Below are 21,443 nucleotides of genomic sequence, written 5' to 3'. Positions count from 1 at the left end.
ATCGAGGTGCTCCCCCAGCATACAGGACGCAGCGACGTCACTCACCCTGCACCGACAAGGCCCCGCCGGAGTCATCCACGCGCTCCATCGAACGGGCCGAGTTGTCCATCTGACCGCTCCGAGGAGCCGTCACACTCCCCTCATGCGCATTCTGCTCCGAACGACGTCCGGCACGGCCATCGCCGTGCTCGTTGCGCTCGCCCTGTGCGCACCCGATACCTCGGCGGCCTCGGGCGGCACAGCAGACCTACCGCGCTGGCGCTGGCCGCTCGCCGGGAATCGAGAGGTCGTCGAGCCGTTTCGCGCTCCGGCGCACGAGTACGGCGCCGGTCATCGTGGAGTCGACATGGACGCCTCGATCGACGCGGTGGTCACGGCCCCCGCAGATGGCACTGTGGCTTTCCGCGGGACCGTCGTGGACCGGCCGCTCCTGACCATCGAGCACGACGGCGGCCTCGTCAGCACCTTCGAAGCACTCCGGACGACGCTCGACCCTGGGGACGCGGTGTCGGTCGGGCAGGAGATCGGATTCGTCGACGTTGGCGGTCATACCCCGGCGGGTGCGCTGCACCTCGGCATACGACGAGACGGCACGTACATCAATCCGATGCTGCTCTTCGGCGACCCCCCTCGGGCCATCCTGCTCCCCTGCTGCGACCCGCTGTGATCCCGCCCCACCATGGCTCCCGCAGCCCAAGCGGCTCAAGCAGGTCGCTCCCGACGTCACGCCCGAGGATGTGCCAGCCGGTAGGTCGCAGTCAGACGTTCGGCCGAGACGTGCGTGTATATCTGGGTCGTGCCGAGGCTGGCGTGGCCGAGTATTTCCTGGACGGCCCGCAGGTCTGCGCCACCGTCGAGAAGGTGCGTGGCCGCCGTGTGTCGGAGAGCGTGCGGGCCGATGGTCTCCGCGCCGACGATCGGTGCCAGCACCCTGGCGACGAGTTCGTATACCGCTCGAGGGCCGATCCGGGCACCACGGCTACCCAGCATCACCGCCGGTGAGAAGTTACGCGCCCTCGCCACCAGGACGGGCCGGCCACGATGGAGGTACGCCTCGAGCGCAGCCCTCGCCGGAGCGCCGTACGGCACCACCCGCTCTTTGGCTCCCTTCCCGAGCACGCGGGCCGTTCCTCTGTCGAGGTCGAGGTCATCGACATCCAGCCCGCACAGTTCGGCGACACGGATGCCGGAACCGTAGAGCAGCTCGAGGATGGCGTGATCCCGCAAAGCGATCGGATCCCCCGTCTCGGCCGCATCGCGATGCGCATCGAGCAGGCCCGACATGGCTTCGCGGGATGCCACCGTGGGCAATGTGCGTCCCTTCTTCGGCGCGATCAGCCGCAGGCTCGGGTCGTGGGATACGAGCTCCTGCTCGTGCGCCCACCTGAAGAATGACCGGGCCGCCGCAGCTCGCCGTGCAAGCGTGGATCTCGCATCGCCGCGCTGGGTGGCACGCCAGAGCCAATTTCTGAGCACCTCGAGGTCGACTTCCTCGAGCGTGACACCGACTGCCGACGTCTGGAGGTCTCGAAGGTCCGACCGGTACGCCTTCACGGTCGCCGGCGAGAGTCGACGCACCCGCTCCAGGTGACCGACGAACGCCTCAGTGGCGACCGCGAGATCCATGGGTTCAGCTTGCCGCCGCGCGCCGCGTCGTCTCTTCAGCCTCGCCGATGTCTCTGCGGATGCCTCTCACTCGGTCCGCGACGCGCGCGCCCGGTGCCACCCCCGTTCGTCGACGGAGACATCCCCGTCCAGATGCAGCAACCCGAGGCATGAGCGCACGCGTTCCGGCGACAGGCCCGACCTGCGGGCGATCTCCTCGACCGAGAGCCTGGACCTCGCGCTCAGGGCATCGAGGACCCGAGTGCGATTCGGATCGTGCTCATCACCCTCGCCCGCTCGTTGTTCGATCGACCCCCATAGCTCTCGTACCTCATGTGCCGACGTGACGCACTGCGCGTCGTACTCCCGGAGCAGCCGGTGGCACCCCGCGGAAGATGCCGATGTCACCGGCCCGGGAACGGCTCCGAGCGGACGACCCAGCGTCGCCGCATGACCGGCGGTGTTCAACGAGCCGCTGCGCCACCCCGCTTCGACCACGACGGTAGCCTGCCCGAGCGCAGCAATAAGTCGGTTCCTCGCCAGGAAGCGCCACTTGGTCGGGGCTGCGCCGCACGGCGGTTCACTCACCACGGCCCCCTCCACCGCGATCTGCTGCAGGAGCCTCTGATGACCCACCGGATAGGCGCGGTCGACTCCGCCGGCGAGGAAGGCGACGGTCGCGCCACCCACACCGAGAGCAGCCCGGTGTACAGCACCATCGATCCCGTATGCACCGCCGGAGACGACCACCGCTCCCCTGGCGGCGAGATCCCCGCTGAGTTCCGCCGCAACGTGTTCGCCGTAACTGCTGGCGGCCCGTGCTCCGACCATCGACACGCGTGGCTCGCGCACGAGCAGATCGGCATGCCCACGCACCCACAGTGCGTTCGGCGCGTGGGGACCGAGATCATCGAGGCTCACGGGCCAGTTCGCGTCGCCGGGGACTACCAGTTGCGCGCCGACATCGAACGCGCTGCGGAGAGCCTGCCGCACCGCGCGGGGATCCGCCCGAAGACGCCATCGTGCTCTGGCCTCTGACAGCGCCCGAGATGCCCGCCCGCTCGCAGCACCGGAGGGTATCAGCGACGCGCCATCTCCCAGCGCCGCCGACAATGCATCGCCAGCGCCCAGGGCCTCGATCAGTGCACCTGCGACGGCATCACCGGGTTCGGCGATCACGCTCCACGCTGCGCGAGCCACGCACTCCGCGACGGCATCACCCTCGTGGATGCGACGGACCGCTGCGATGGTCTCGGGGTCGTCCTGTAGTTCGTCGATCCTCATGACAGTCCTCTCCGCAGGAGCAGCGCCCTGCCGATCTCCTCGGCGCCGGGCCGGTCGATGTCTGCCAGGTCGGCCATGGTCCACGCGACTCTGAGCACTCGGTCATAGCCCCGCAGTGTCAACGACCCGCGCTCCAGCGCGCGATCGAGTGGCGATCGAGTCGCGACGGAGAGTCGCAGCGCCCCCTGCCGGAGCCAGGTTCCCGGGACATCGGCATTGCGCCGCCACGGCGTGCTCTTCCACCGTTCCGCCGCACGCTCGCTCGCCGCGAGGACCCGGGCCCTCGCCCGCGCCGTCGTGGTTCTCGCCCTCCGCTCGTCCGTCGCGCACGACGCGGCCACCCGGGCGACGTGCAGGTCGATATCGATCCGATCGCGGAGCGGTCCCGACAATCGCGTCGAGTACCGCCGGATCGCCATGGGCGGACACACGCATTCGGCACCCCTGACGCCATGATTTCCGCACGGACACGGATTCATCGCGAGCAGCAGCTGGAACCTCGCGGGAAAGCGCGCTGTAAACCCCGCTCGATGCACCTCGATGACTCCCGATTCGAGCGGCTGGCGCAGCGCGTCGAGAGCCGCGCGAGAGAACTCCGCCGCCTCGTCGAGGAACAGCACGCCGCAGTGGGCCCGCACGATAGCTCCGGGCCGAGCAGCGCGCGACCCACCGCCGACCAACGCTGCGACGGACGCACTGTGGTGCGGGGCTTCCAGTGGCGGCGTGCGGCCGAGCGTCACGACCCGATCCCCGTTGAGCGAGAGTATGGAGGCGACCTCGAGTGCCTCCTGGTCCCCGAGCGGCGGCATGATTCCGGGGAGTCGTCGGGCGAGCATCGTCTTGCCTGCGCCCGGAGGCCCGCTCAGCAGCAGATGATGTCCACCTGCAGCGGCGACGATGAGCGCCTCGATCGCGTCTTCCTGGCCGACGACGTCGGACAGATCCAGATCTGAAGGTGCGTCGACCGACGCCGACGCCATGTCGACGGTCTCGACCTCGGGCGCTTCGACATCGGCACCGTGCCACACCGCGACTTCGGCGAGAGAGGTGGCAGCACGGACATGGACTCCGGGGACCAGTCTCGCCTCTGCTTCGTTGGCGTGAGGAACGATCACCCTTTCGAACCCGGCACGTGCAGCAGCGAACACGGCAGGGAGCACACCCGGGACAGGGCGAATCCTACCGTCGAGCCCGAGTTCTCCGACATGTACGGTCGCTGCGATCGAGCGCGGTTCGATCGAGCCGCCGGCAGCCAGAGCAGCCACGGCGATTCCGAGGTCGAACCCTGCTCCGTGCTTGGGAAGGCTGGCTGGCGACAGGTTGACCGTGAGGCGGCGCCGAGGTAGGTCGAGCCCGGCATTTTTGCAAGCATTGTGCACCCGTTGCACCGCCTCCGCGAGCGACTTGTCGGGTAGACCGATGATCCGGAACTCGGGCGTCTGGTTCGACAGGTCGGCTTCGACTTCGACGAGATGACCATCGACCCCGCTCAGTGCGACAGCCCACGTGCGGGCCGTACTCATGCGATGTCCACGAGATGCTCGAGCGACCCCAGGAACGGGTCCGGCCCGATGATCCCGATTGCCTCGAGCCTCACGGTGCGCCCACGAGCCACCTCGGGATGAGCGGCGAGCCACGCCTGCGCGAGTTGCCAGAGCCGGCGGCGCTTTCGTTGATCGACCGCCTCGAACGGGTGCCCGAATGCTGCCGTGCGTCTCGTCTTCACCTCGATCATCGCCAGCTGATCGCCTACCGCGGCGACAATGTCGATCTCCCCTTGCGAACACCGCCAGTTCCTGTCGAGCACGGTGTATCCGCTGCCTATCAGGTGCTGCGCCGCGCGCTCTTCCCCGGCTCGGCCGAGGTCGTCTTTTGCTGCCATGCCCTCAGCATCGCGGTCAGACTCGTAGCCTGAGAGGTGCCCTCACGCCCTGGCGCTGAAGTGGGGATTACTCAGGGATTCCGCATGGTGTGGAGGACCAGCATCAAGGTCGGCAGTGGCGACGAAGGTCACTCCCCGTCGAGCGAGAGTTCCTGCGGGAGTTCGAACTCCCGACGCTGGAGCTCCTCGACATTCACGTCCTTGAACGTGAGCACGCGCACGGCCTTCACGAAGCGATCCGCTCGGTAGATGTCCCACACCCACACATCGCTCATCGAGATCTCGAAATAGAAATCGTGTTCGGTGTCGCGGCGGACGACGTTGACCTCGTTCGCGAGGTAGAAGCGGCGTTCGGTCTCGACGACGTACTGGAACTGCGACACCACATCCCGGTACTCCCGGAACAGTGCCAGCTCGAGCTCGCGGTCGTAGTCGTCGAAGGCTTCCTCATCCATGATGACTCCATCCTAGAGTCGCGGCGCACGAGGCGCGGCATCGCCGGCCGATGCAGGTCTGGATCAGAACAGGGTCGGGGCGTCGGCGATGGCCCACGACGCACGGTGGAAAGGAGACAGCCCGTTGCGCCGGATGGCCTCGCGGTGTTCGGGGCTCGCGTAGCCCTTGTTGCGATTCCACTGATACGCAGGATGGCTCTCGTGAAGTTCGGCCATGTACAGGTCGCGGGCCACCTTCGCGATCACGGAGGCCGCAGACACGGAGGCGCAGTCGCGGTCGGCTTTGATGACGGGTCGCACGCGCAGCGGCGACGAATGCACTCGGGAGACGTAATCGTGGTTCCCGTCGAGCAGAACGAGCGCCTCGTCCATCGAAGCCCCCTGCGCAGCGATCGCCGACACAGCGCGCGATGCGGCGAGTCCGAGGGCCCGCATGATGCCGACCTGGTCGACTTCTTCGGCGCTCGCCCAGCCGACGGCAGAGGCCTGCACCCACGCCGCTGCGCGTGCCGCGACATCGGGCCGACGCTTCTCCGTCACGAGCTTGGAATCACGCAGACCATCCGGCACGCGACGTCGCACGCCTGCCGCATCCATCATCGCGGCGCCGACGGCGACGGGACCGGCGAGTGCGCCTCGACCCACCTCATCCAGCGCGATGATCACGCCGCACTCCCCCAGGAGTTTGCGTTCCAGGGTCAGCTTCGGGGTGATCACGGTCATTCGGGGTCCGGAACTCCGTTGAACGTGTCGTGGTGGCCGTCGATCGGTCCCATGCGATCCAGAGGCCAGGTTGTCAGGAAGGCCTTGCCGACGATGTTCTCCATCGGGACGAAGCCCCCGCTGGGGAGGTCCTGATGTGCGCGCGCGTCGCGCGATCGATCGCGATTGTCGCCCAGCAGCCAGACCGAGTCATCGGGAACGACCACGTCGAACGGCTCGTTCGAGGCGGCCGTGTCGCCCTCGGGGAGGTTCAGGTAGCTGAGTTCGTCGATCGGGGCGCCGTTGATCGTGATCTGGCCGAGTGCGTTGCAGCACACGACATGATCGCCGGGCAAACCGATCACGCGCTTCACGAGGTGGTCCTGCGAGTCCGTCGCGGAGATGCCGACGAAGTTGAGGACCCAGTCGACCGCCTGAACGAGCGGAGGCTGAGCGGGCGTCTGCGGCTGTGGATCGAGCCAGCCGCCCGGATCCTTGAAGACGACGACATCGCCACGTGCATAGTCGGTCCACCGAGGGGTCAGCTCGTCGACGAGAATCCGATCCTTCACGAGAAGGGTGCGCTCCATCGAGGCCGACGGAATGTAGAACGACCTCACGACGAAGCTCTTGACCACGAAGGACACGAGGGCGGCGATCACGATGATCACCAGCACGTCGCGGAGGAAGACCAGGAACCCGCGTCGTCTGGAAGTGCGCGCGGCCGGCGAATCAGTCATCAGGATCCTTCTCGAGTCATACACCGCTCTGGCGCGACGGTATCAAGGTTCGCACACCGGGGACAGAACACAGCACCCCAGGACATCGTGTCCTGGGGTGCTGTGGAGAACCTGCGACTCAGCGGTCGCGCTTCTCCTTGATCTTGGCCTTCTTGCCACGGAGCTGGCGGAGGTAGTAGAGCTTCGCGCGACGCACGTCACCGCGGGTGACGACCTCGATGTGGTCGATCACCGGGGAGTGCACCGGGAAGGTACGCTCGACGCCCACCTGGAAGCTGATCTTGCGGACCGTGAAGGTCTCGCGCACGCTGTCGCCCTGACGGCCGATGACGACACCCTGGAAGACCTGGATACGAGAGCGGCTGCCCTCGGTGATGTTGACGTGAACCTTGACGGTGTCACCGGGGAAGAAGTCCGGGATGTCCGAACGAAGGGAAGCCGCGTCGACGGCGTCGAGGATCTGCATGATCATCTCTCTCTGCACCCGCCACAGGTCGCATGCATGTATTCAAAGGAACAAGAAGGGAGTGAGCTGTACGGAACGGCGAACGTCCGCGGGCTCCCCTGTGGCAGAGCCGGTCACAGCACAAACACTCATTCTGCCATGGATGCCGCGCCCGGCCAAAACGCTGACCTCAGTCGCGGCCGTCGGTCTCCCGCACCACGATGATCTCGTGTGCGCGCGTGGGAGGGGCAGGTTCGTTGACGGGCGGGATCGTGGACCAGGTGATGGTCTCACGCAGTCGGGTCCCGCTCCCCTTCGCCTCGTTCCACAGCTGCCAGAGCTGCAACCAGATCAGTGCGATGCCCGCGACGATCGCGCCGGTCAGCAACCACGGGAAAGCCCCGTCGATGAAGAAGCCGACGGCGATGGTCAGCCCGTTCCAGGTCGTGAAGCCGATGACGTCCCACCACGACACGGCCCGCTCGATGCGAACGGACGGGCGCGAGCGCGTCAGGAGCGTGAGCAGGAGCTGTCCGACGAAGACGGACGGCATCGCGATGAGCAGCACCCAGAGGATGGACCAGCCACCCTGGAAGACCCCCCAGCCGATCAGCAGCCAGAGCGGCAGGAGGAACGCCGCCGGGAGGAGCCAGCGGAAGAAGGCCTGTCGCAACCACATGATCAGATCGTACGACGACACCCGCCCCTGCGGCCCGGTGTTCGCTGAGAGCGGTCGGGGAACCGCCCGCGCCGGATCAGGGAGAATGGAGACGACGAGAGGAAACCCGATGATCGAACTGCGCACCCCTGCCGAGATCGACGAGATGCGCGCCGCAGGACGTTTCGTGGCCGAGACGCTCGCGACCCTGCGCGACGAGACGAAGGTCGGGACGAACCTCCTCTCGATCGATCGCCGCGCACACGACATGATCCGCAAGGCCGGGGCAGAGTCGTGTTACATCGACTATCACCCCTCGTTCGGAGCGAGTCCGTTCGGCAAGGTGATCTGCACCTCGGTCAACGACGCCGTGCTGCACGGCCTCCCCCATGACTACACACTGCGTGACGGCGACCTCGTCACCCTCGACTTCGCAGTGTCGGTCGACGGTTGGGTCGCCGACTCGGCGGTGTCGTTCGTCGTCGGCGCGGCTCGTGAAGACGATCTTCGGCTCATCGACACCACCGAACGCGCCCTGACCGCCGCGATCGACTCCGCGACGGTCGGAAACCGCATCGGCGACATCTCTGCGGCCGTCGCCGCCGTCGCGCACGGCGAGGGCTACTCGATCAACACCGATTTCGGTGGGCACGGGGTGGGACGCACGATGCACGGCGACCCGCACGTCCCGAACGACGGGCGCGCCGGCCGGGGCTTTCCCTTGAGGGCCGGCCTGGTCCTCGCACTCGAGCCCTGGCTCCTCGCGACGACAGACGAGCTGGTGACCGACCCCGACGGATGGACCCTGCGCAGCGCTGACGGTTCACGCGGCGCCCACTCCGAGCACACCATCGCGATCACGGAAGACGGCCCCATCATCCTGACCGACCGATCGTTCCTCGGCGTGGACTGACCCGCGCCACGAGCCGAAACGCGAGGGCGTATGCCATCCTGAGTCCATGATTCCGCAGGATCGCCATGTGCCGGAGCGTCTTCTCCTCGCTCGGCATGGTCAGACCGTGTGGAACGTCGAACACCGCTTGCAGGGTCAGCTCGACTCGCCCCTCACCGACGAAGGCATCGCCCAAGCCCGCGCGATCGCCTCCCGCCTCGGTGACGCCGGCGTGCTCACCGTGTGCTCCAGCCCGCTCGGTAGAGCCATGCAGACCGCGGTCATCATCGCTGACCGGCTCGGGGCCGAGGTCATTGAGGTGCCGGAACTCGCCGATCTCGATCACGGTGCGCTGGCGGGTATGACTTGGGACGAGATCGACGCGGCGTATCCGATGGCCAGAGAGGAGCGCGCCGCCAATCGCTACGGATGGGCATTCCCCGGCGGTGAGAGTTACGCGCAAGCCCGTTCCCGAGCGCGAAAGGCCCTCAGCAGCTGCGGATGGGCGTCCGAGGGGACACCGCTGCTCGTGAGCCACGAGATGATCGGACGGATGCTGCGTGCCGAGCTACGACGTCTCGATGCGTCGAACGCGCTCGGACTGAGACATCCGCATGGCGTGGTCTTCGAGATCGATGGCACCTCGGAGCGGATGCTCTGACAGGCGCATCCGAGCGGATTCGGCGTCGATCCCGGTCAGGACTGCGAGGTCTCGTCGTCCGGGAGGAGATCAGGGCGACGCAGCCTGGTGCGCTCGAACTGCTGCTCGCGGCGCCAGGTGGCGATCGCCCCGTGGTTGCCGCTCAGCAGGATGTCCGGCACCGCCCGCTCGCGCCATGAAGCGGGCTTCGTGTACGAGGGGTACTCCAGGAGCCCGTCCTCGTGCGACTCCTCGACGAGGCTTTCCGGATTGCCGACGACGCCGGGGATGAGCCTCCCGATCGCCTCGATCATCGCCATCGTGGCGACCTCTCCCCCGTTTAAGACGTAGTCCCCGAGGCTGATGAGGCGCACCTCGCCGAGGTCGGCTGCGTACTCGAAGACGCGTTCGTCGATGCCCTCGTAACGTCCGCACCCGAAGACGAGGTGCTCATGGGTGGCCAGCGCCCGTGCGGTCTTCTGCGTGAAGACCTCACCGGCAGGTGACGGGAAGATGATGGTCGGTCGCTCGGCCCCCGCCGTATCGGACGGACCGGCGACGTCATCGAGAGCAAGACCCCATGGCTCCGGCTTCATGACCATGCCGGCGCCACCGCCGTACGGGGTGTCGTCGACCGTGTTGTGACGATCGGACGTCCAGTCGCGGAGGTCATGCACGCGAAGGTCGATGATGCCGGCGTGCTGCGCCTTCCCGAGGAGGGAGAGCGTCAGGCCGTCGAAGTAGGACGGAAAGATGGAGAGGACGTCGATGCGCACGGGGGAACCGTATCAGCGGTCACTCAGGGGCTTCGGCATCCGAGCCCGACGGCTGCTCGGCATCCGCGGCGTCGGGGAGCTCCTCGAAGAGTCCGGGCGGCGGCGTCACGATCAGACGACCGGCCGAGACGTCGACGGTGGGGACGATGGCGGCCACGAAGGGCACCATGACCTCGGTGTCGCCGGACTTCACGATGAGCAGATCCTGCGCCGGGAAGTGCTCGACGCGGATGACCCGGCCGATGATCGCATCGTCGCGAACGACGTCAAGCCCCACGAGCTGGTGATCGAACCAGGCGTCGTCCTCGACCTCATCGACGTCCTGATCGATCCAGAGGATCGCCTTGACGAGGCTCTCGGCGGCTTCTCGGTCATCGACATCTTCGAAGAAGACAACCGGATTCCCGTTCATCAAGCGGTATTCGCGAACGGTGATGTCCTTGCCGTGCCACGGCGATGCCTCGGGCACCTGCACCGTGAAGCCGGCACCGGGGGTGAAACGACCCGCCGGGTTGTCGGTGTACAGCTCGAGCTTGAGGCCGCCTTTGAGACCGTGCGCCTTCACGAGACGCCCGACGCGCAGCTGATTCTTGCCCTGGTTGCGGTCCTTCGGCACCACGTCAGTCGTCCGCGACATCGACGCGGACCCGACGCCCGTCAGCGAGCGCGCTGACGAGGGTGCGAAGGGCCTTGGCTGTGCGGCCGCCGCGCCCGATCACGCGTCCACGGTCATCGGGGTGCACGCGCACCTCGAGGAGGTCGCCTCGCGGCGATGTGGATTCATTGATGCGGACATCTTCCGGGTGATCGACGATCCCCTTGACGATGTGTTCGAGCGCGGCGGCGAGCACGGCGGATTACTCTGCGTCGGCGGCGGGGGCCTCAGCGGCCTCCGCGTCGGCCGCGGCGGGAGCCTCCTCAGCGGGGGCCTCCACCTTCTTCTCGGCCTTGGGCTTGACGACGGACTTCTTGGATGCGTCGATCTCGAAGGGAGCCTTGGGCTCCTTGACCTTGAGGGTGGACTTCGCGTCGGCGTCGCCCTTGAACTTGCCCCAGTCGCCCGTGATCTTGAGGATGGCGGCGACCTGCTCGGTCGGCTGCGCGCCGACGGAGAGCCAGTACTGCGCACGCTCGGAGTCGACCTCGATGAACGAGGGCTCCTCGGTGGGGTGGTACTTGCCGATCTCCTCGATCACGCGACCATCGCGCTTGGTCTTCGAGTCGGCGACGACGATGCGGTAGTACGGCGCACGGATCTTGCCCAGGCGCTTGAGACGAATCTTGACAGCCACGATTCTCCTGAATTGTGTGGAAGGAAACGAACTGATCGCCTGGAGAGTGGGGTGCACACCCGGCGGAAGCTCAAATGAGTGTGGACACCTGCTGGATAGAGGGTCGAGCAGGTCGTCCGACCCTCTATTCTGCCAGATCCTCGCGCCCGGCGCGAAACGTGGCGAAACGGCCGTTGTCGTGTCGTGTCGCCCGCATGTCAGACTGTGCGGGTGAAGCTCGAGTTCGCCTCTTCCGCCCGATCCACCGTCGGCCTCGAATGGGAGATCATGCTCGCGGACCCCGTGAGCGGTGACCTCGTCGGACGCGCCCCGGAACTTCTCGCGGCGCTCGAAGCCGAGAGCGAGGATGAGCGCCATACCGTCACGGGCGAGCTGCTCACGAACACGATCGAAGTCACGAGCGGGATCGGCGATTCCGTCGCGCACGCCGTCGACGACATCGCGAACGCCATCACCGCCGTGCGCACCGCGACCGACCCGGCGGGCATCGAACTGCTGTCGGCGGGCAGCCACCCGTTCGCGCAGTGGTTCGATCAGGAGGTCACCGACAAGTCGCGGTATCACACCCTCATCGAGCGCACCCAGTGGTGGGGTCGCAACATGATGATCTGGGGGATCCACGTGCACATCGGGGTGGAAGACCAGCGCAAGGTCTTCCCCATCATCAACGCGCTCTCGGCATACCTCCCCCATCTCCAGGCCCTGTCGGCGTCGAGTCCGTTCTGGGCGGGCGAGCGCACCGGCTACGCCTCGAACCGCGCGCTGGTGTTCCAACAGCTTCCGACGGCCGGACTCCCCTGGCCGTTGCGCGACTGGGCACAATACGAGTCTTATCTCGACGACATGGTCCGCACCGGCGTGATGGCGGACGCCACGGAGGTGCGCTGGGACATCCGTCCCGCTCCGCGATGGGGAACCATCGAGGTGCGAGCCTGCGACGGCCTGTCGACGCTGCCGGAGCTCGCGTCGGTCGCGGCGCTCGTGCAAGTGCTCGTCGAGCACTTCTCCCGTCAGCTCGACGAAGGACGGACCCTTCCGGAGCTCCCTGCCTGGTTCCATCGGGAGAACAAATGGCGCGCGGCGCGATACGGACTCGACGCGCGCGTCATCGTCGATGCCGCCGGAACGCAGCGTCCCGTGCGTGAACACCTCGCCGAAGTCCTGGAAGAGCTCGCACCCGTGGCCGTGGAACTCGGCTGCGTCAGAGAGTTCGGGAACAACGCCGTCACTCTCGAGAACGGAGCCAGCTACGAGCGTCAGCTCGTGATCGCGAACGCCACCGCCGGAGATCTCACCGCCGTCGTGCAGCACCTCATCCGCGAGTTCCGTTCCGGACCCGAGTCCTCGACGGAAGGCGCGTAGCCCCGGACTCTGCCGGCGGCGACTCAGTCCTCGACGAGACGCCGGGCGAGTCCCTCATCCAGGACGACGTCGGTGATGAGCCCGGCGGAGAGGGCGGCCCGGAGGCTCACCAGCTTCGGGATGCCCGAAACGACGCATATCCGTCGCGGAACGCGACGCAGGCGGTCGAGCCCCGGCCCGGTCGCCCTGGCGTTCACACGGATATCCCGCCAGGAGCCGTCTGACCGGAAGAACACCGTGGCGACGTCACCGATCGCGTGATCCTCGCGCAGGCTGCGGTAGTCGTCGCGCCCGAGATATCCGCCGACGTACACACGACTCGGGACCTCGGCAGCCGGAGACCCGAGACTGAAGACCGCGACGTCCATCTTCGCCTGCAGATCGAGGACTCGACGGGTGCTGCGTTCGCGCCACATCGCCTCCCGGGTCGCAGGGTCGTCGAAGAAGGCAGGAACGGGGAACTGCTGCACCTGCGCGCCGAAGGCACTGCCGAACCGTTGCAGGATGTCGCTGGAGTACTCGACGCCGGTGGTCTGGGTGTTGCCCGCCCCGTTGAGCTGCACGAAGGTCGTATTGTGCGTCTCCTTCTGCGTGAGGCCGCGGCTCACCGCACTGATCGTCGATCCCCAGGCCACACCGATGATCATGTTGGAGTCGACGAACTGGGACAGCAGGCGGCCGGCCGTGAGCGCGACGCGCTCGAGTCGTTCCACCTCGCTGAGGATCTCGGGCATGGGAACGACGTGTGCGGCCACGCGGTGCCGGTCGCGGATGCGCTGTTCGAGCATGCCGAGCCGCTCCAGCGGCGAGTTGATGCGGATGTCGACGAGGCCGCTCTCCCGCGCGAAGCTCAAGAGGCGTGAGACCGAGGAACGGGAGGTACCGAGCTCCTGCGCGATCACCTCCATCGTCTTGTCCTGCATGTAGTAGAGCTGCGCGGCCGTGAGCGCCGCGATCAGCTTGCTGTCGCGGGTTTCCGCACTCTGACCGGCCATCGTGACCTCCTCACCCTCGATCCTTGCACATATGTGCAGTGGGCTTGCGCGGGATGCCACACAGGTCGATGCTGGTTGGCAAGTAAGGAAGAGAGGGTCGACGATGATCGATTCCACACACTCGTCAGCGGAGCGCGCGGAGGTTCGCGCCGTGCGCGAATCCGGACGCACGAGCGTCCTCGTCATCGGCGGCGGGATCAACGGGATCTCCACGTTCCGTGACTTGGCACTCCAGGGAGTCGACGTGCTGCTCGTCGAACGAGGAGACTTCGCCTCCGGCGCATCCTCCGCATCGAGCCACATGATCCACGGCGGCATCCGCTATCTCGAGAACGGCGAGTTCCGGCTCGTGCGCGAGTCCGTCGAGGAGCGCAACGGACTGCTCAAGATCGCCCCTCACTACGTGAAGCCACTGCAGACGACCATCCCGATCTACTCCACGTTCTCGGGTATCCTCTCCGCGCCTCTGAGGTTCCTGACGCACAAGAGCGGCAAGCCCCAGGAGCGCGGCGCGTTCCTGATCAAGGTCGGTCTGACGATCTACGACACGTTCTCGCGTGACGGCGGGATGGTGCCCCGACACCGCTTCCTCGGTCGGAAGAAGTCACTCGCAGAGCTGCCCTCGCTAGACCCGAACATCAAGTACACGGCGACCTACTACGACGCCTCGATGCACGACCCCGAGCGTCTCGCGCTCGACGTGCTCCAGGATGGTCGCGCAGCGCACCCCGAAGCGCATGCACTCAACTACGTCGAGGCGATCGCGCGCGAGGGCGATGAGGTCGTCCTCCGCGATCGCGAGAGCGGAACCGAATTCCGCGTGCACGCCGACGTGGTGGTGAACGCCTCCGGCCCCTGGACGGACCTCACGAACGACGCACTCGGCGAGGACACCCGGTTCATGGGAGGCACCAAGGGTTCGCACATCGTGCTGGACCACCCGGAGCTTCTCGAGGCGACGCAGGGCCGGGAGATCTTCTTCGAACACTCCGACGGCCGCATCGTCCTCATCTACCCGCTCAAGGGACGAGTGCTCGTCGGCACCACCGACATCGACGCCGACCCGCGCGAGGTCCCGGTGTGCACGGAGGAAGAGGTCGACTACTTCTTCGAACTGATCCACCACGTCTTCCCGACGATTCCGGTCTCCCGCGATCAGATCGTCTACAAGTTCTCCGGTATCCGTCCGCTGCCGCGTCACGAGGACACCGCCCCCGGGTTCGTGTCACGCGACTACCGCATCGAAGTCGATGAGAAGGGTGCCGTCCCGCTCGTCAGCCTCGTCGGCGGCAAGTGGACCACGTTCCGCGCGCTCGGCGAGTCGCTCTCCGACACCGTGCTGAGCCTGATCGACCGCACCAGGACAGTCTCCACCGCCGGACGCGCGATCGGCGGCGGCCGCGAGTTCCCGCGCACTGAGAAGGCACGACGGATCTGGATCCAGGAGAACCTCCCCGGCGCCGGGGCACGTGCCGACCAGCTGCTCGCGAGATACGGAACCCGCGCGGCGGACGTGTGGGCGTACGTCGAGCAGGGACCGGACTCCCCCCTTGCCGGCGGCGACCTCTCCACCCGCGAACTCGAGTGGATGGTGCACAACGAGATGGTGGCGCGCCTGGAGGACATCGTGCTCCGCCGCACGAGCATCGCCTTCACCGGCAACGCCGACGCCGAGGTGCTCGATGAGATCGCCGATGCGCTCGCACCGATGCTCGGCTGGGACCGCTCGCGCCACGACGCCGAGCTCGACCAGACGCGCCAGCTGCTGAACGATCGACACGGACTCGATATCCGATCCCGCACCCGCGGCTGATCGGACTTCGAACTGCCGCCCTCCTCGCGGCGCAACCCCTCATAACGTGTCGGGGCAGAGGGGCCCCGACACACAAGAAAGGTCAAAGAAGACATGGCTGATGTGAATCTCGGTCTCTACTTCCTCTCGGAGTTGGTCGGCACAGCGATGCTGGTCCTCCTCGGTTGTGGTGTGGTCGCCAACGTGGCACTTGCGAAGAACAAGGGCTTCGGCGGAGGCTTCCTGATGGTCAACTGGGGATGGGGCCTCGCGGTCTTCGCCGGTGTGCTCGTCTCCGCGTACTCCGGTGCGATCCTCAACCCTGCAGTCGGTATCGGCCTCATGGTCGCCGGCAAGATCAGCGTCGTGATGTTCCTCACCGCCACGGCGGCGGAACTCGTCGGAGCCGTCCTCGGTGCGATCGTCGTCTGGCTCGCCTACAAGCAGCACTTCGACGAGGAGCCGGAGGCTGCCAACAAGCTCGGCGTCTTCTCCACCGGCCCCGCCATCCGTTCCTACGGCTGGAACCTCGTGACGGAGATCATCGGCACCTTCGTGCTCGTGTTCGGCATCTTCGCGTTCGCCGACTACGGCGACATCGAGGTCGGCGTTCCCGGGGGCCTCGGCCCGCTCACCGCGCTTCCGGTGGCTCTGCTCGTGGTCGGCATCGGCGCCTCTCTCGGTGGCCCGACCGGCTACGCGATCAACCCCGCCCGTGACCTCGGTCCGCGCATCGCTCACGCGATCCTGCCGATCAAGGGCAAGGGCGCCAGCGACTGGTCCTACTCGTGGGTCCCCGTCGTCGGCCCCCTCATCGGTGGTGTGATCGCCGCCCTTGCTGCACCCGTGCTGCTCGGCCTCGCCGCCTGACGCACACCCCATCGCACTGAATTCAAAGGAGAGCACAAGTGGCTGACTACATCATCGCCATCGACCAGGGAACGACGTCGAGTCGCGCGATCATCTTCGACAAGAAGGGCAGCATCGTCGCGACCGGCCAGAAGGAGCACGAACAGATCCTTCCGAAGGCCGGTTGGGTCGAGCACGACGCGGCCGAGATCTGGCGCAACGTGCAGGAGGTCATCGGGCTGGCCCTCGGCCGGGCCGATCTGACGCGTCACGACATCGCCGCCGTCGGCATCACGAACCAGCGCGAGACCGCCGTCGTGTGGGACAAGAAGACCGGGAAGCCGGCCTACAACGCGATCGTCTGGCAGGACACCCGCACGCAGGACATCGTCGACCGCCTGGCGGCTGACGGCGGCGTCGAGCGGTTCAAGCCGGTCGTCGGCCTCCCGCTGGCGACGTACTTCTCCGGCACCAAGATCGCCTGGATCCTCGAGAACGTCGAGGGTGCGCGCGAGAAGGCGGAGGCGGGCGACCTGATCTTCGGCACCACCGACAGCTGGGTCCTCTGGAACCTCACCGGTGGAGCCGATGGCGGCGTGCACGTCACGGATGTCACGAATGCCTCCCGCACGATGTTCATGGACCTCGAGACGCTCGAGTGGCGCGACGACATCCTCGAGGCGTTCGGCGTGCCGCGCTCGATGATGCCGGAGATCCGCTCCTCGTCCGAGGTATACGGCACCGCCGAGAGCTCGTCGCTGCTGCGCGAGACGCCGATCGCCGGCATCCTGGGCGACCAGCAGGCGGCGACGTTCGGGCAGGCCGCGTTCCAGACCGGCGAGAGCAAGAACACCTACGGAACGGGTTGCTTCCTGATCTTCAACACGGGCGAGGAGATCGTCCACTCGAAGAACGGGCTGCTCACCACTGTGGGGTACAAGCTCGGCGACGGCCCGACGCACTACGCGCTGGAGGGCTCCATCGCCGTCACCGGGTCCCTCATCCAGTGGCTGCGTGACCAGCTCGGCATCATCTCCTCGGCCCCCGAGGTCGAGAAGCTGGCCGAGCAGGTCGAGGACAACGGCGGCGTGTACATCGTCCCGGCGTTCTCGGGTCTGTTCGCGCCGTACTGGCGCTCGGACGCCCGTGGCGCGATCGTGGGCCTCACCCGCTACGCCAACAAGAACCACATCGCGCGCGCTGCGCTGGAGGCCGTGGCCTTCCAGACTCGCGACGTGCTCGATGCGGTCAACGCCGACGCCGGAGTGGACCTGACCGAGCTCAAGGTCGATGGCGGCATGGTCGCCAACGATGCGCTCATGCAGTTCCAGGCCGACGTGCTCGGCGTGCCGGTGGTGCGCCCGGTCGTCGCAGAGACGACGGCACTCGGCGCAGCGTACGCAGCCGGCCTCGCCGTCGGATTCTGGAACGGCTTGGATGACCTGTCCGCGAACTGGCAGGAAGACAAGCGCTGGGAGCCCTCCATGGAGGACGCGGAGCGCGACCGTCAGCTGCGCCTGTGGCGCAAGGCCGTCACCAAGTCGATGGACTGGGTCGACGACGACGTGAAGTGACCTGACGTCACAGGAAAGCGGGTCCGGAGTGCTCCTCCGGGCCCGCTTTCGCGTTCCCGGGAACGACGTCGTCAATGACGGCGAGGAAGGCCTTCGCCACATTCCGTGGTGCCGCGAGGTCCCACGCCAGGTGCTCCACGCGTACGGGACCGTCGCGGACCTCGGCGGTCGCGACATCTGCCGCAGATCGTTCGATCGTCCCCGGTGCGAGCAGAGTCACCGCCAGCCCGGCGGCGACCAGACCGAGGAGGAGGGTGGCGGAGTCCGCCTCGAAGGCGACATCCCGCGACAGTTCCGCGGATGCGAAGGCGGCATCGCTCTGCGCGCGCCCCGAGGTGCCCGCCGGGAAGTCGGCGAACGTCGCACCGGCGAGGTCATGGAGCGTCAGCGCGCCTGTCTCGCAGAGCTCATGCCCACGAGGGAATGCCGCCATCAGCCGGTCACGAGAGAGTACACGCGAAGCCACCCCGAGTGGTTCCGCTCCTTCGCGCAGGCCGAGCAGAGCGACATCGAGTTCCCCGTGACGCAGGCGCGTCATCAGCACGTCGCTGTTCCCCACCTGCAGCTCGACTCGCGCGAGCGGATGCGCGGCCCGGTACGCGACCAGCACCTCCGGGATGTCGACGGCGGTCACCGTCGGGATGACGCCGATCCGGAGCGTGCCGGTCACCACGCCCACCGCTGCGGCTACGCTCTCCCGCGCCTGCTCTGCCGCCCGGAGCGCCGTCCGCGCGTGCTCCAGGAACGCCTCCCCCGCCTCGCTCAGACGAACGCTGCGACTCGATCTCACGAACAGTCGCTGACCGAGCTCACGCTCGAGAGCGGCGATCTGATGACTCAACGCGGACTGCGTGACGAAGCACCGTTCGGCCGCACGAGTGAAGCTGGAGGCCGCGGCCACCTCGACGACATACCGGAGCTGTTGGAGTTCCATCCGTCGATGATTTCACCTCATGGGTGGCGTGACAAGCATGCGTTGGACTCATATGATCGCGGGGGGCACGCTGGAGATATGAACCGCCTGACGCTCGTGCTGTTGACCGCACTCGCCCCCATCGCCTGGGGGACCACATACCTCGTCACCACGGAGCTGCTTCCGCCGGGTCATCCGCTCTTCGCCGGCCTGCTCCGCGCCCTCCCGGCCGGGCTGCTGGCCGTGCTCATCAGCCGACGACTGCCCCACGGGTCGTGGTGGTGGAAGTCCTTCGTGCTCGGCGCACTCAACATCGGCGCCTTCTTCCCCCTCCTGTTCCTGGCGGCCGAGCGGCTTCCCGGCGGAGTCGCCGCTGCTGTTGCGGGAGCTCAACCGCTCATCGTGCTGATGCTCGGCGCCCTCGTCCTGCAGGAGAGGATCAGACCCCTCACCGCAGCGGCGGCAGTCATCGGAGCCGGCGGCGTGGCGCTCGTCGTCCTGGGGCCGGCCGCGGAACTCGACTTCTGGGGCGTGCTGGCCGCGATCGGAGGCGTCACCGCCACCGGAGCAGGGATGATCCTCACCAAGCGCTGGGGGCGACCTGAGGGGGTCGGCCCGATCGCGTACGCCGGATGGCAGCTGTCGGCTGGCGGATTGCTGCTGCTCCCGCTCACACTCGCGGTCGAGGGCGTGCCCGCCGCGATCGACGGTGGAGCCGCGCTCGGCTATCTCTGGCTCGGCACCGCCGGCGGGATCGTCGCGTACACCCTGTGGTTCCGCGGCGTCCAGCAACTCCCGGTGATCGCGCCGGGCCTGCTCGCACTGCTCTCCCCCATCGTCGCGACAATCCTGGGGGTGCTGGTCGCGGGCGAGCGGTTCACCGGTGTCCAAGCGATCGGCCTCGTCCTGACGATCGGCGCGCTCGTCCTGGGACAGATCGTCGCCCGGCGGCCAACCGCAGACATCGGGAGATCGCGGGAGACCTCATCCGCCGCCGCCCTGGCCGCTCCGCGCTGAGCGCGGTTCAGCCCTTGCCGAACAGCTTCTGGATCTCGGCGAGGTCGGCCTCGCTCGGCGCTTGGCCTGCAGCACCACCGAGGCCGAAGCCCGAACCGGTCGGCGTCGAGGTCGCGGTGATTCCGGCGTTCTCCGCCGCGCGCTTGGCGGGGTTCCCCGAGCGGGATCCCTTCGACGACTTGCCCTTCTTGCCCCGCTTCGACGACGCGCCGGGGCGCCCCATTCCGGGGACAGCACCCATACCGGGAATGTTCGGCGTGCCGCCGCGGGCCACGGTCTTCATCATCTTCGCGGCCTGCTCGAAGCGCTGCACCAGCTGATTCACGTCCGTGACGGTCATGCCGGAACCACGCGCGATGCGCAGACGACGCGAGCCGTTGAGCACCTTGGGGTTGCGACGCTCCCCCGGGGTCATCGAGCGGATGATGGCCTCGGTGCGGTCGATCTCACGCTCGTCGAAGTCTTCGAGCTGCTGCTTCATCTGCCCCATGCCCGGGAGCATCCCGAGCATCTTCTTCATCGAACCCATCTTCTTCATCTGCTGAAGCTGGTCGAGGAAGTCCTCGAGGGTGAAGGCCTCGGTCGCGAGCTTCTCGGCCATCTTCATGGCCTCTTCCTCATCGAAGGCCTGCTGGGCCTGCTCGATGAGGGTCAGGATGTCGCCGAGGTCGAGGATGCGGCTCGCCATGCGGTCGGGGTGGAACGGCTCGAGGTCTTCGAGACGCTCTCCTGTGGAGGCGAAGATGATCGGACGACCGGTGACCGAGGCCACCGACAGCGCCGCCCCACCGCGGGCATCGCCGTCGAGCTTGGACAGGACGACGCCGGTGAAGTCGACACCCTCCTGGAACGCCTTCGCCGTGTTGACGGCATCCTGACCGATCATCGCGTCGATGACGAACAGGACCTCATCGGGGTCGACGGCCTTGCGGATGTCGGCGGCCTGCTTCATGAGCTCGGCATCGACGCCGAGACGACCCGCGGTGTCGATGATCACGACGTCGTGCTGCTGACGACGCGCGTACTCGACGCCCTCGCGCGAGACCTTCACGGGATCGCCGACACCGTTGCCGGGCTCGGGCGCGTAGACCGCGGCACCCGCCTGCTCGGCCACCACCTGCAGCTGGTTGACGGCGTTCGGGCGCTGGAGGTCGGCGGCCACCAGGAGAGGGGTGTGCCCCTCCCCCTCGAGCTGCTTCGCGAGCTTGCCCGCGAAGGTCGTCTTACCGGAACCCTGCAGGCCCGCGAGCATGATGACGGTCGGTGCGGTCTTCGCGAACTGCAGACGTCGCTGTTCGCCGCCGAGGATCTGCACGAGTTCCTCGTTGACGATCTGGACGACCTGCTGTGCGGGGTTCAGCGCCTTGTTGACCTCGTCGCCGAGGGCGCGTTCGCGTACTTTCGCGGTGAACTCCTTGACGACGACGAGTGCGACGTCGGCGTCGAGCAGTGCGCGGCGGATCTCGCGCACGGTGCCGTCGACGTCGGCAGCAGTGAGCTTTCCCTTCGTGCGCAGATTGCGGAAGGTCTCGGTGAGTCGATCGGAGAGCGTGCCAAAGGTAGCCATGGT

24 protein-coding genes are annotated in these 21,443 nt (G+C 67.2%); 8 read left to right on the top strand and 16 right to left on the bottom strand.

What is annotated here, in order from left to right; translation table 11 throughout:
* Positions 1–142 precede the first annotated feature (142 nt).
* Complete coding sequence (locus tag CQ034_RS02910) at positions 143–667, top strand: murein hydrolase activator EnvC (RefSeq protein ID WP_105709867.1); 525 nt, start codon at positions 143–145, stop codon at positions 665–667.
* A 56-nt stretch (positions 668–723) separates the two neighbouring features.
* Here CQ034_RS02910 and CQ034_RS02905 read toward each other — a convergent pair whose 3' ends face one another.
* From CQ034_RS02905 to CQ034_RS02865, 9 genes are all read right to left on the bottom strand, one after another.
* Positions 724–1,626 (bottom strand): tyrosine-type recombinase/integrase, encoded by a 903-nt coding sequence (locus CQ034_RS02905; RefSeq protein ID WP_105709866.1) that lies wholly within the window; start codon positions 1,624–1,626, stop codon positions 724–726.
* Positions 1,627–1,692: 66 nt separating this feature from the next.
* Positions 1,693–2,889: a DNA-processing protein DprA gene (gene dprA, locus CQ034_RS02900; RefSeq protein ID WP_105709865.1), complete on the bottom strand. Its 1,197-nt coding sequence runs from the start codon at positions 2,887–2,889 to the stop codon at positions 1,693–1,695.
* Positions 2,886–4,412: a YifB family Mg chelatase-like AAA ATPase gene (locus CQ034_RS02895; protein ID WP_105709864.1), complete on the bottom strand. Its 1,527-nt coding sequence runs from the start codon at positions 4,410–4,412 to the stop codon at positions 2,886–2,888. Before CQ034_RS02895 ends, dprA begins: the two co-directional genes overlap by 4 nt.
* Positions 4,409–4,771: a YraN family protein gene (locus tag CQ034_RS02890; RefSeq protein ID WP_105709863.1), complete on the bottom strand. Its 363-nt coding sequence runs from the start codon at positions 4,769–4,771 to the stop codon at positions 4,409–4,411. Before CQ034_RS02890 ends, CQ034_RS02895 begins: the two co-directional genes overlap by 4 nt.
* Before the next feature lie 128 nt (positions 4,772–4,899).
* Positions 4,900–5,226, bottom strand: coding sequence for a DUF2469 family protein (locus CQ034_RS02885; protein WP_017204525.1), 327 nt, complete (start codon positions 5,224–5,226; stop codon positions 4,900–4,902).
* Positions 5,227–5,289: 63 nt separating this feature from the next.
* Positions 5,290–5,949 carry a ribonuclease HII gene (locus CQ034_RS02880; RefSeq protein ID WP_029263504.1) on the bottom strand — a complete coding sequence of 220 codons (660 nt, stop codon included), beginning with the start codon at positions 5,947–5,949 and terminating at the stop codon, positions 5,290–5,292.
* Positions 5,946–6,668, bottom strand: a complete 723-nt coding sequence (gene lepB, locus CQ034_RS02875) for a signal peptidase I (protein WP_029263505.1) — start codon at positions 6,666–6,668, stop codon at positions 5,946–5,948. Before lepB ends, CQ034_RS02880 begins: the two co-directional genes overlap by 4 nt.
* A 118-nt stretch (positions 6,669–6,786) precedes the next feature.
* Complete coding sequence (rplS, locus tag CQ034_RS02870; RefSeq protein ID WP_017830722.1) at positions 6,787–7,134, bottom strand: 50S ribosomal protein L19; 348 nt, start codon at positions 7,132–7,134, stop codon at positions 6,787–6,789.
* A 169-nt stretch (positions 7,135–7,303) separates the two neighbouring features.
* The gene (locus tag CQ034_RS02865) at positions 7,304–7,792 is read right to left on the bottom strand and encodes an MFS transporter permease (RefSeq protein ID WP_105710338.1); all 489 of its coding nucleotides are present in this window, start codon (positions 7,790–7,792) and stop codon (positions 7,304–7,306) included.
* 109 nt (positions 7,793–7,901) lie between these two features.
* Here CQ034_RS02865 and map point away from each other — a divergent pair, with 109 nt between their 5' ends.
* Together map and CQ034_RS02855 are read left to right on the top strand one after the other, a co-directional pair.
* Positions 7,902–8,684, top strand: a complete 783-nt coding sequence (gene map, locus CQ034_RS02860) for a type I methionyl aminopeptidase (protein ID WP_105709862.1) — start codon at positions 7,902–7,904, stop codon at positions 8,682–8,684.
* Between the two features lie 46 nt (positions 8,685–8,730).
* Positions 8,731–9,324, top strand: a complete 594-nt coding sequence (locus CQ034_RS02855; protein ID WP_231481751.1) for a histidine phosphatase family protein — start codon at positions 8,731–8,733, stop codon at positions 9,322–9,324.
* Positions 9,325–9,359: 35 nt separating this feature from the next.
* Here the strand turns inward: CQ034_RS02855 and trmD are convergent, their stop codons facing one another.
* Genes trmD through rpsP form a run of 4 tightly spaced genes read right to left on the bottom strand, consistent with a single transcriptional unit; the run spans position 9,360 to position 11,371 of the window.
* Positions 9,360–10,079: a tRNA (guanosine(37)-N1)-methyltransferase TrmD gene (trmD, locus tag CQ034_RS02850; RefSeq protein ID WP_105709861.1), complete on the bottom strand. Its 720-nt coding sequence runs from the start codon at positions 10,077–10,079 to the stop codon at positions 9,360–9,362.
* Positions 10,080–10,098: 19 nt separating this feature from the next.
* A complete protein-coding gene (rimM, locus tag CQ034_RS02845) occupies positions 10,099–10,716 on the bottom strand; it encodes a ribosome maturation factor RimM (RefSeq protein ID WP_051662444.1) in 618 nt (205 codons plus the stop codon).
* Positions 10,700–10,930, bottom strand: a complete 231-nt coding sequence (locus tag CQ034_RS02840; RefSeq protein WP_017830729.1) for an RNA-binding protein — start codon at positions 10,928–10,930, stop codon at positions 10,700–10,702. The genes rimM and CQ034_RS02840 overlap by 17 nt, the downstream gene beginning before the upstream one ends.
* 6 nt (positions 10,931–10,936) lie before the next feature.
* Positions 10,937–11,371, bottom strand: a complete 435-nt coding sequence (gene rpsP, locus CQ034_RS02835; RefSeq protein ID WP_029263511.1) for a 30S ribosomal protein S16 — start codon at positions 11,369–11,371, stop codon at positions 10,937–10,939.
* A 210-nt stretch (positions 11,372–11,581) separates the two neighbouring features.
* Between rpsP and CQ034_RS02830 the strand changes: the two genes are divergently transcribed.
* Positions 11,582–12,733, top strand: coding sequence for a glutamate--cysteine ligase (locus CQ034_RS02830; RefSeq protein WP_105709860.1), 1,152 nt, complete (start codon positions 11,582–11,584; stop codon positions 12,731–12,733).
* Positions 12,734–12,756: 23 nt separating this feature from the next.
* Here CQ034_RS02830 and CQ034_RS02825 read toward each other — a convergent pair whose 3' ends face one another.
* Complete coding sequence (locus tag CQ034_RS02825; RefSeq protein WP_105709859.1) at positions 12,757–13,728, bottom strand: sugar-binding transcriptional regulator; 972 nt, start codon at positions 13,726–13,728, stop codon at positions 12,757–12,759.
* 103 nt (positions 13,729–13,831) lie between these two features.
* Between CQ034_RS02825 and CQ034_RS02820 the strand changes: the two genes are divergently transcribed.
* From CQ034_RS02820 to glpK, 3 genes are all read left to right on the top strand, one after another.
* Complete coding sequence (locus tag CQ034_RS02820; RefSeq protein ID WP_105709858.1) at positions 13,832–15,541, top strand: glycerol-3-phosphate dehydrogenase/oxidase; 1,710 nt, start codon at positions 13,832–13,834, stop codon at positions 15,539–15,541.
* Positions 15,542–15,634: 93 nt separating this feature from the next.
* Positions 15,635–16,390, top strand: a complete 756-nt coding sequence (locus CQ034_RS02815; RefSeq protein ID WP_105709857.1) for an MIP/aquaporin family protein — start codon at positions 15,635–15,637, stop codon at positions 16,388–16,390.
* 38 nt (positions 16,391–16,428) lie between these two features.
* A complete protein-coding gene (glpK, locus tag CQ034_RS02810; protein WP_105709856.1) occupies positions 16,429–17,943 on the top strand; it encodes a glycerol kinase GlpK in 1,515 nt (504 codons plus the stop codon).
* A 7-nt stretch (positions 17,944–17,950) separates the two neighbouring features.
* On the opposite strand, the gene CQ034_RS02805 is transcribed toward glpK, so the two are convergent.
* Positions 17,951–18,877: a LysR substrate-binding domain-containing protein gene (locus CQ034_RS02805; RefSeq protein ID WP_105709855.1), complete on the bottom strand. Its 927-nt coding sequence runs from the start codon at positions 18,875–18,877 to the stop codon at positions 17,951–17,953.
* A gap of 78 nt (positions 18,878–18,955) precedes the next feature.
* Between CQ034_RS02805 and CQ034_RS02800 the strand changes: the two genes are divergently transcribed.
* Positions 18,956–19,873 (top strand): EamA family transporter, encoded by a 918-nt coding sequence (locus CQ034_RS02800; protein WP_105709854.1) that lies wholly within the window; start codon positions 18,956–18,958, stop codon positions 19,871–19,873.
* A gap of 7 nt (positions 19,874–19,880) precedes the next feature.
* Here the strand turns inward: CQ034_RS02800 and ffh are convergent, their stop codons facing one another.
* Complete coding sequence (gene ffh, locus CQ034_RS02795; RefSeq protein ID WP_029263519.1) at positions 19,881–21,440, bottom strand: signal recognition particle protein; 1,560 nt, start codon at positions 21,438–21,440, stop codon at positions 19,881–19,883.
* Between the last annotated feature and the right edge of the window lie 3 nt (positions 21,441–21,443).

The organism is Microbacterium sp. MYb45 (assembly GCF_002979655.1).
Lineage (GTDB): Bacteria > Actinomycetota > Actinomycetes > Actinomycetales > Microbacteriaceae > Microbacterium.
This window is presented reverse-complemented; position numbering and strand designations above follow the sequence as displayed.

Coding starts and splice junctions, on each gene's coding strand:
- CQ034_RS02910 (WP_105709867.1), top strand. CDS start 143: ATGCGCATTCTGCTCCGAACGACGTCCGGCACGGCCATCGCCGTGCTC.
- CQ034_RS02905 (WP_105709866.1), bottom strand. CDS start 1,626: ATGGATCTCGCGGTCGCCACTGAGGCGTTCGTCGGTCACCTGGAGCGG.
- dprA (WP_105709865.1), bottom strand. CDS start 2,889: ATGAGGATCGACGAACTACAGGACGACCCCGAGACCATCGCAGCGGTC.
- CQ034_RS02895 (WP_105709864.1), bottom strand. CDS start 4,412: ATGAGTACGGCCCGCACGTGGGCTGTCGCACTGAGCGGGGTCGATGGT.
- CQ034_RS02890 (WP_105709863.1), bottom strand. CDS start 4,771: ATGGCAGCAAAAGACGACCTCGGCCGAGCCGGGGAAGAGCGCGCGGCG.
- CQ034_RS02885 (WP_017204525.1), bottom strand. CDS start 5,226: ATGGATGAGGAAGCCTTCGACGACTACGACCGCGAGCTCGAGCTGGCA.
- CQ034_RS02880 (WP_029263504.1), bottom strand. CDS start 5,949: ATGACCGTGATCACCCCGAAGCTGACCCTGGAACGCAAACTCCTGGGG.
- lepB (WP_029263505.1), bottom strand. CDS start 6,668: ATGACTGATTCGCCGGCCGCGCGCACTTCCAGACGACGCGGGTTCCTG.
- rplS (WP_017830722.1), bottom strand. CDS start 7,134: ATGCAGATCCTCGACGCCGTCGACGCGGCTTCCCTTCGTTCGGACATC.
- CQ034_RS02865 (WP_105710338.1), bottom strand. CDS start 7,792: ATGTGGTTGCGACAGGCCTTCTTCCGCTGGCTCCTCCCGGCGGCGTTC.
- map (WP_105709862.1), top strand. CDS start 7,902: ATGATCGAACTGCGCACCCCTGCCGAGATCGACGAGATGCGCGCCGCA.
- CQ034_RS02855 (WP_231481751.1), top strand. CDS start 8,731: ATGATTCCGCAGGATCGCCATGTGCCGGAGCGTCTTCTCCTCGCTCGG.
- rimM (WP_051662444.1), bottom strand. CDS start 10,716: ATGTCGCGGACGACTGACGTGGTGCCGAAGGACCGCAACCAGGGCAAG.
- CQ034_RS02825 (WP_105709859.1), bottom strand. CDS start 13,728: ATGGCCGGTCAGAGTGCGGAAACCCGCGACAGCAAGCTGATCGCGGCG.
- CQ034_RS02820 (WP_105709858.1), top strand. CDS start 13,832: ATGATCGATTCCACACACTCGTCAGCGGAGCGCGCGGAGGTTCGCGCC.
- CQ034_RS02815 (WP_105709857.1), top strand. CDS start 15,635: ATGGCTGATGTGAATCTCGGTCTCTACTTCCTCTCGGAGTTGGTCGGC.
- CQ034_RS02805 (WP_105709855.1), bottom strand. CDS start 18,877: ATGGAACTCCAACAGCTCCGGTATGTCGTCGAGGTGGCCGCGGCCTCC.
- CQ034_RS02800 (WP_105709854.1), top strand. CDS start 18,956: ATGAACCGCCTGACGCTCGTGCTGTTGACCGCACTCGCCCCCATCGCC.
- ffh (WP_029263519.1), bottom strand. CDS start 21,440: ATGGCTACCTTTGGCACGCTCTCCGATCGACTCACCGAGACCTTCCGC.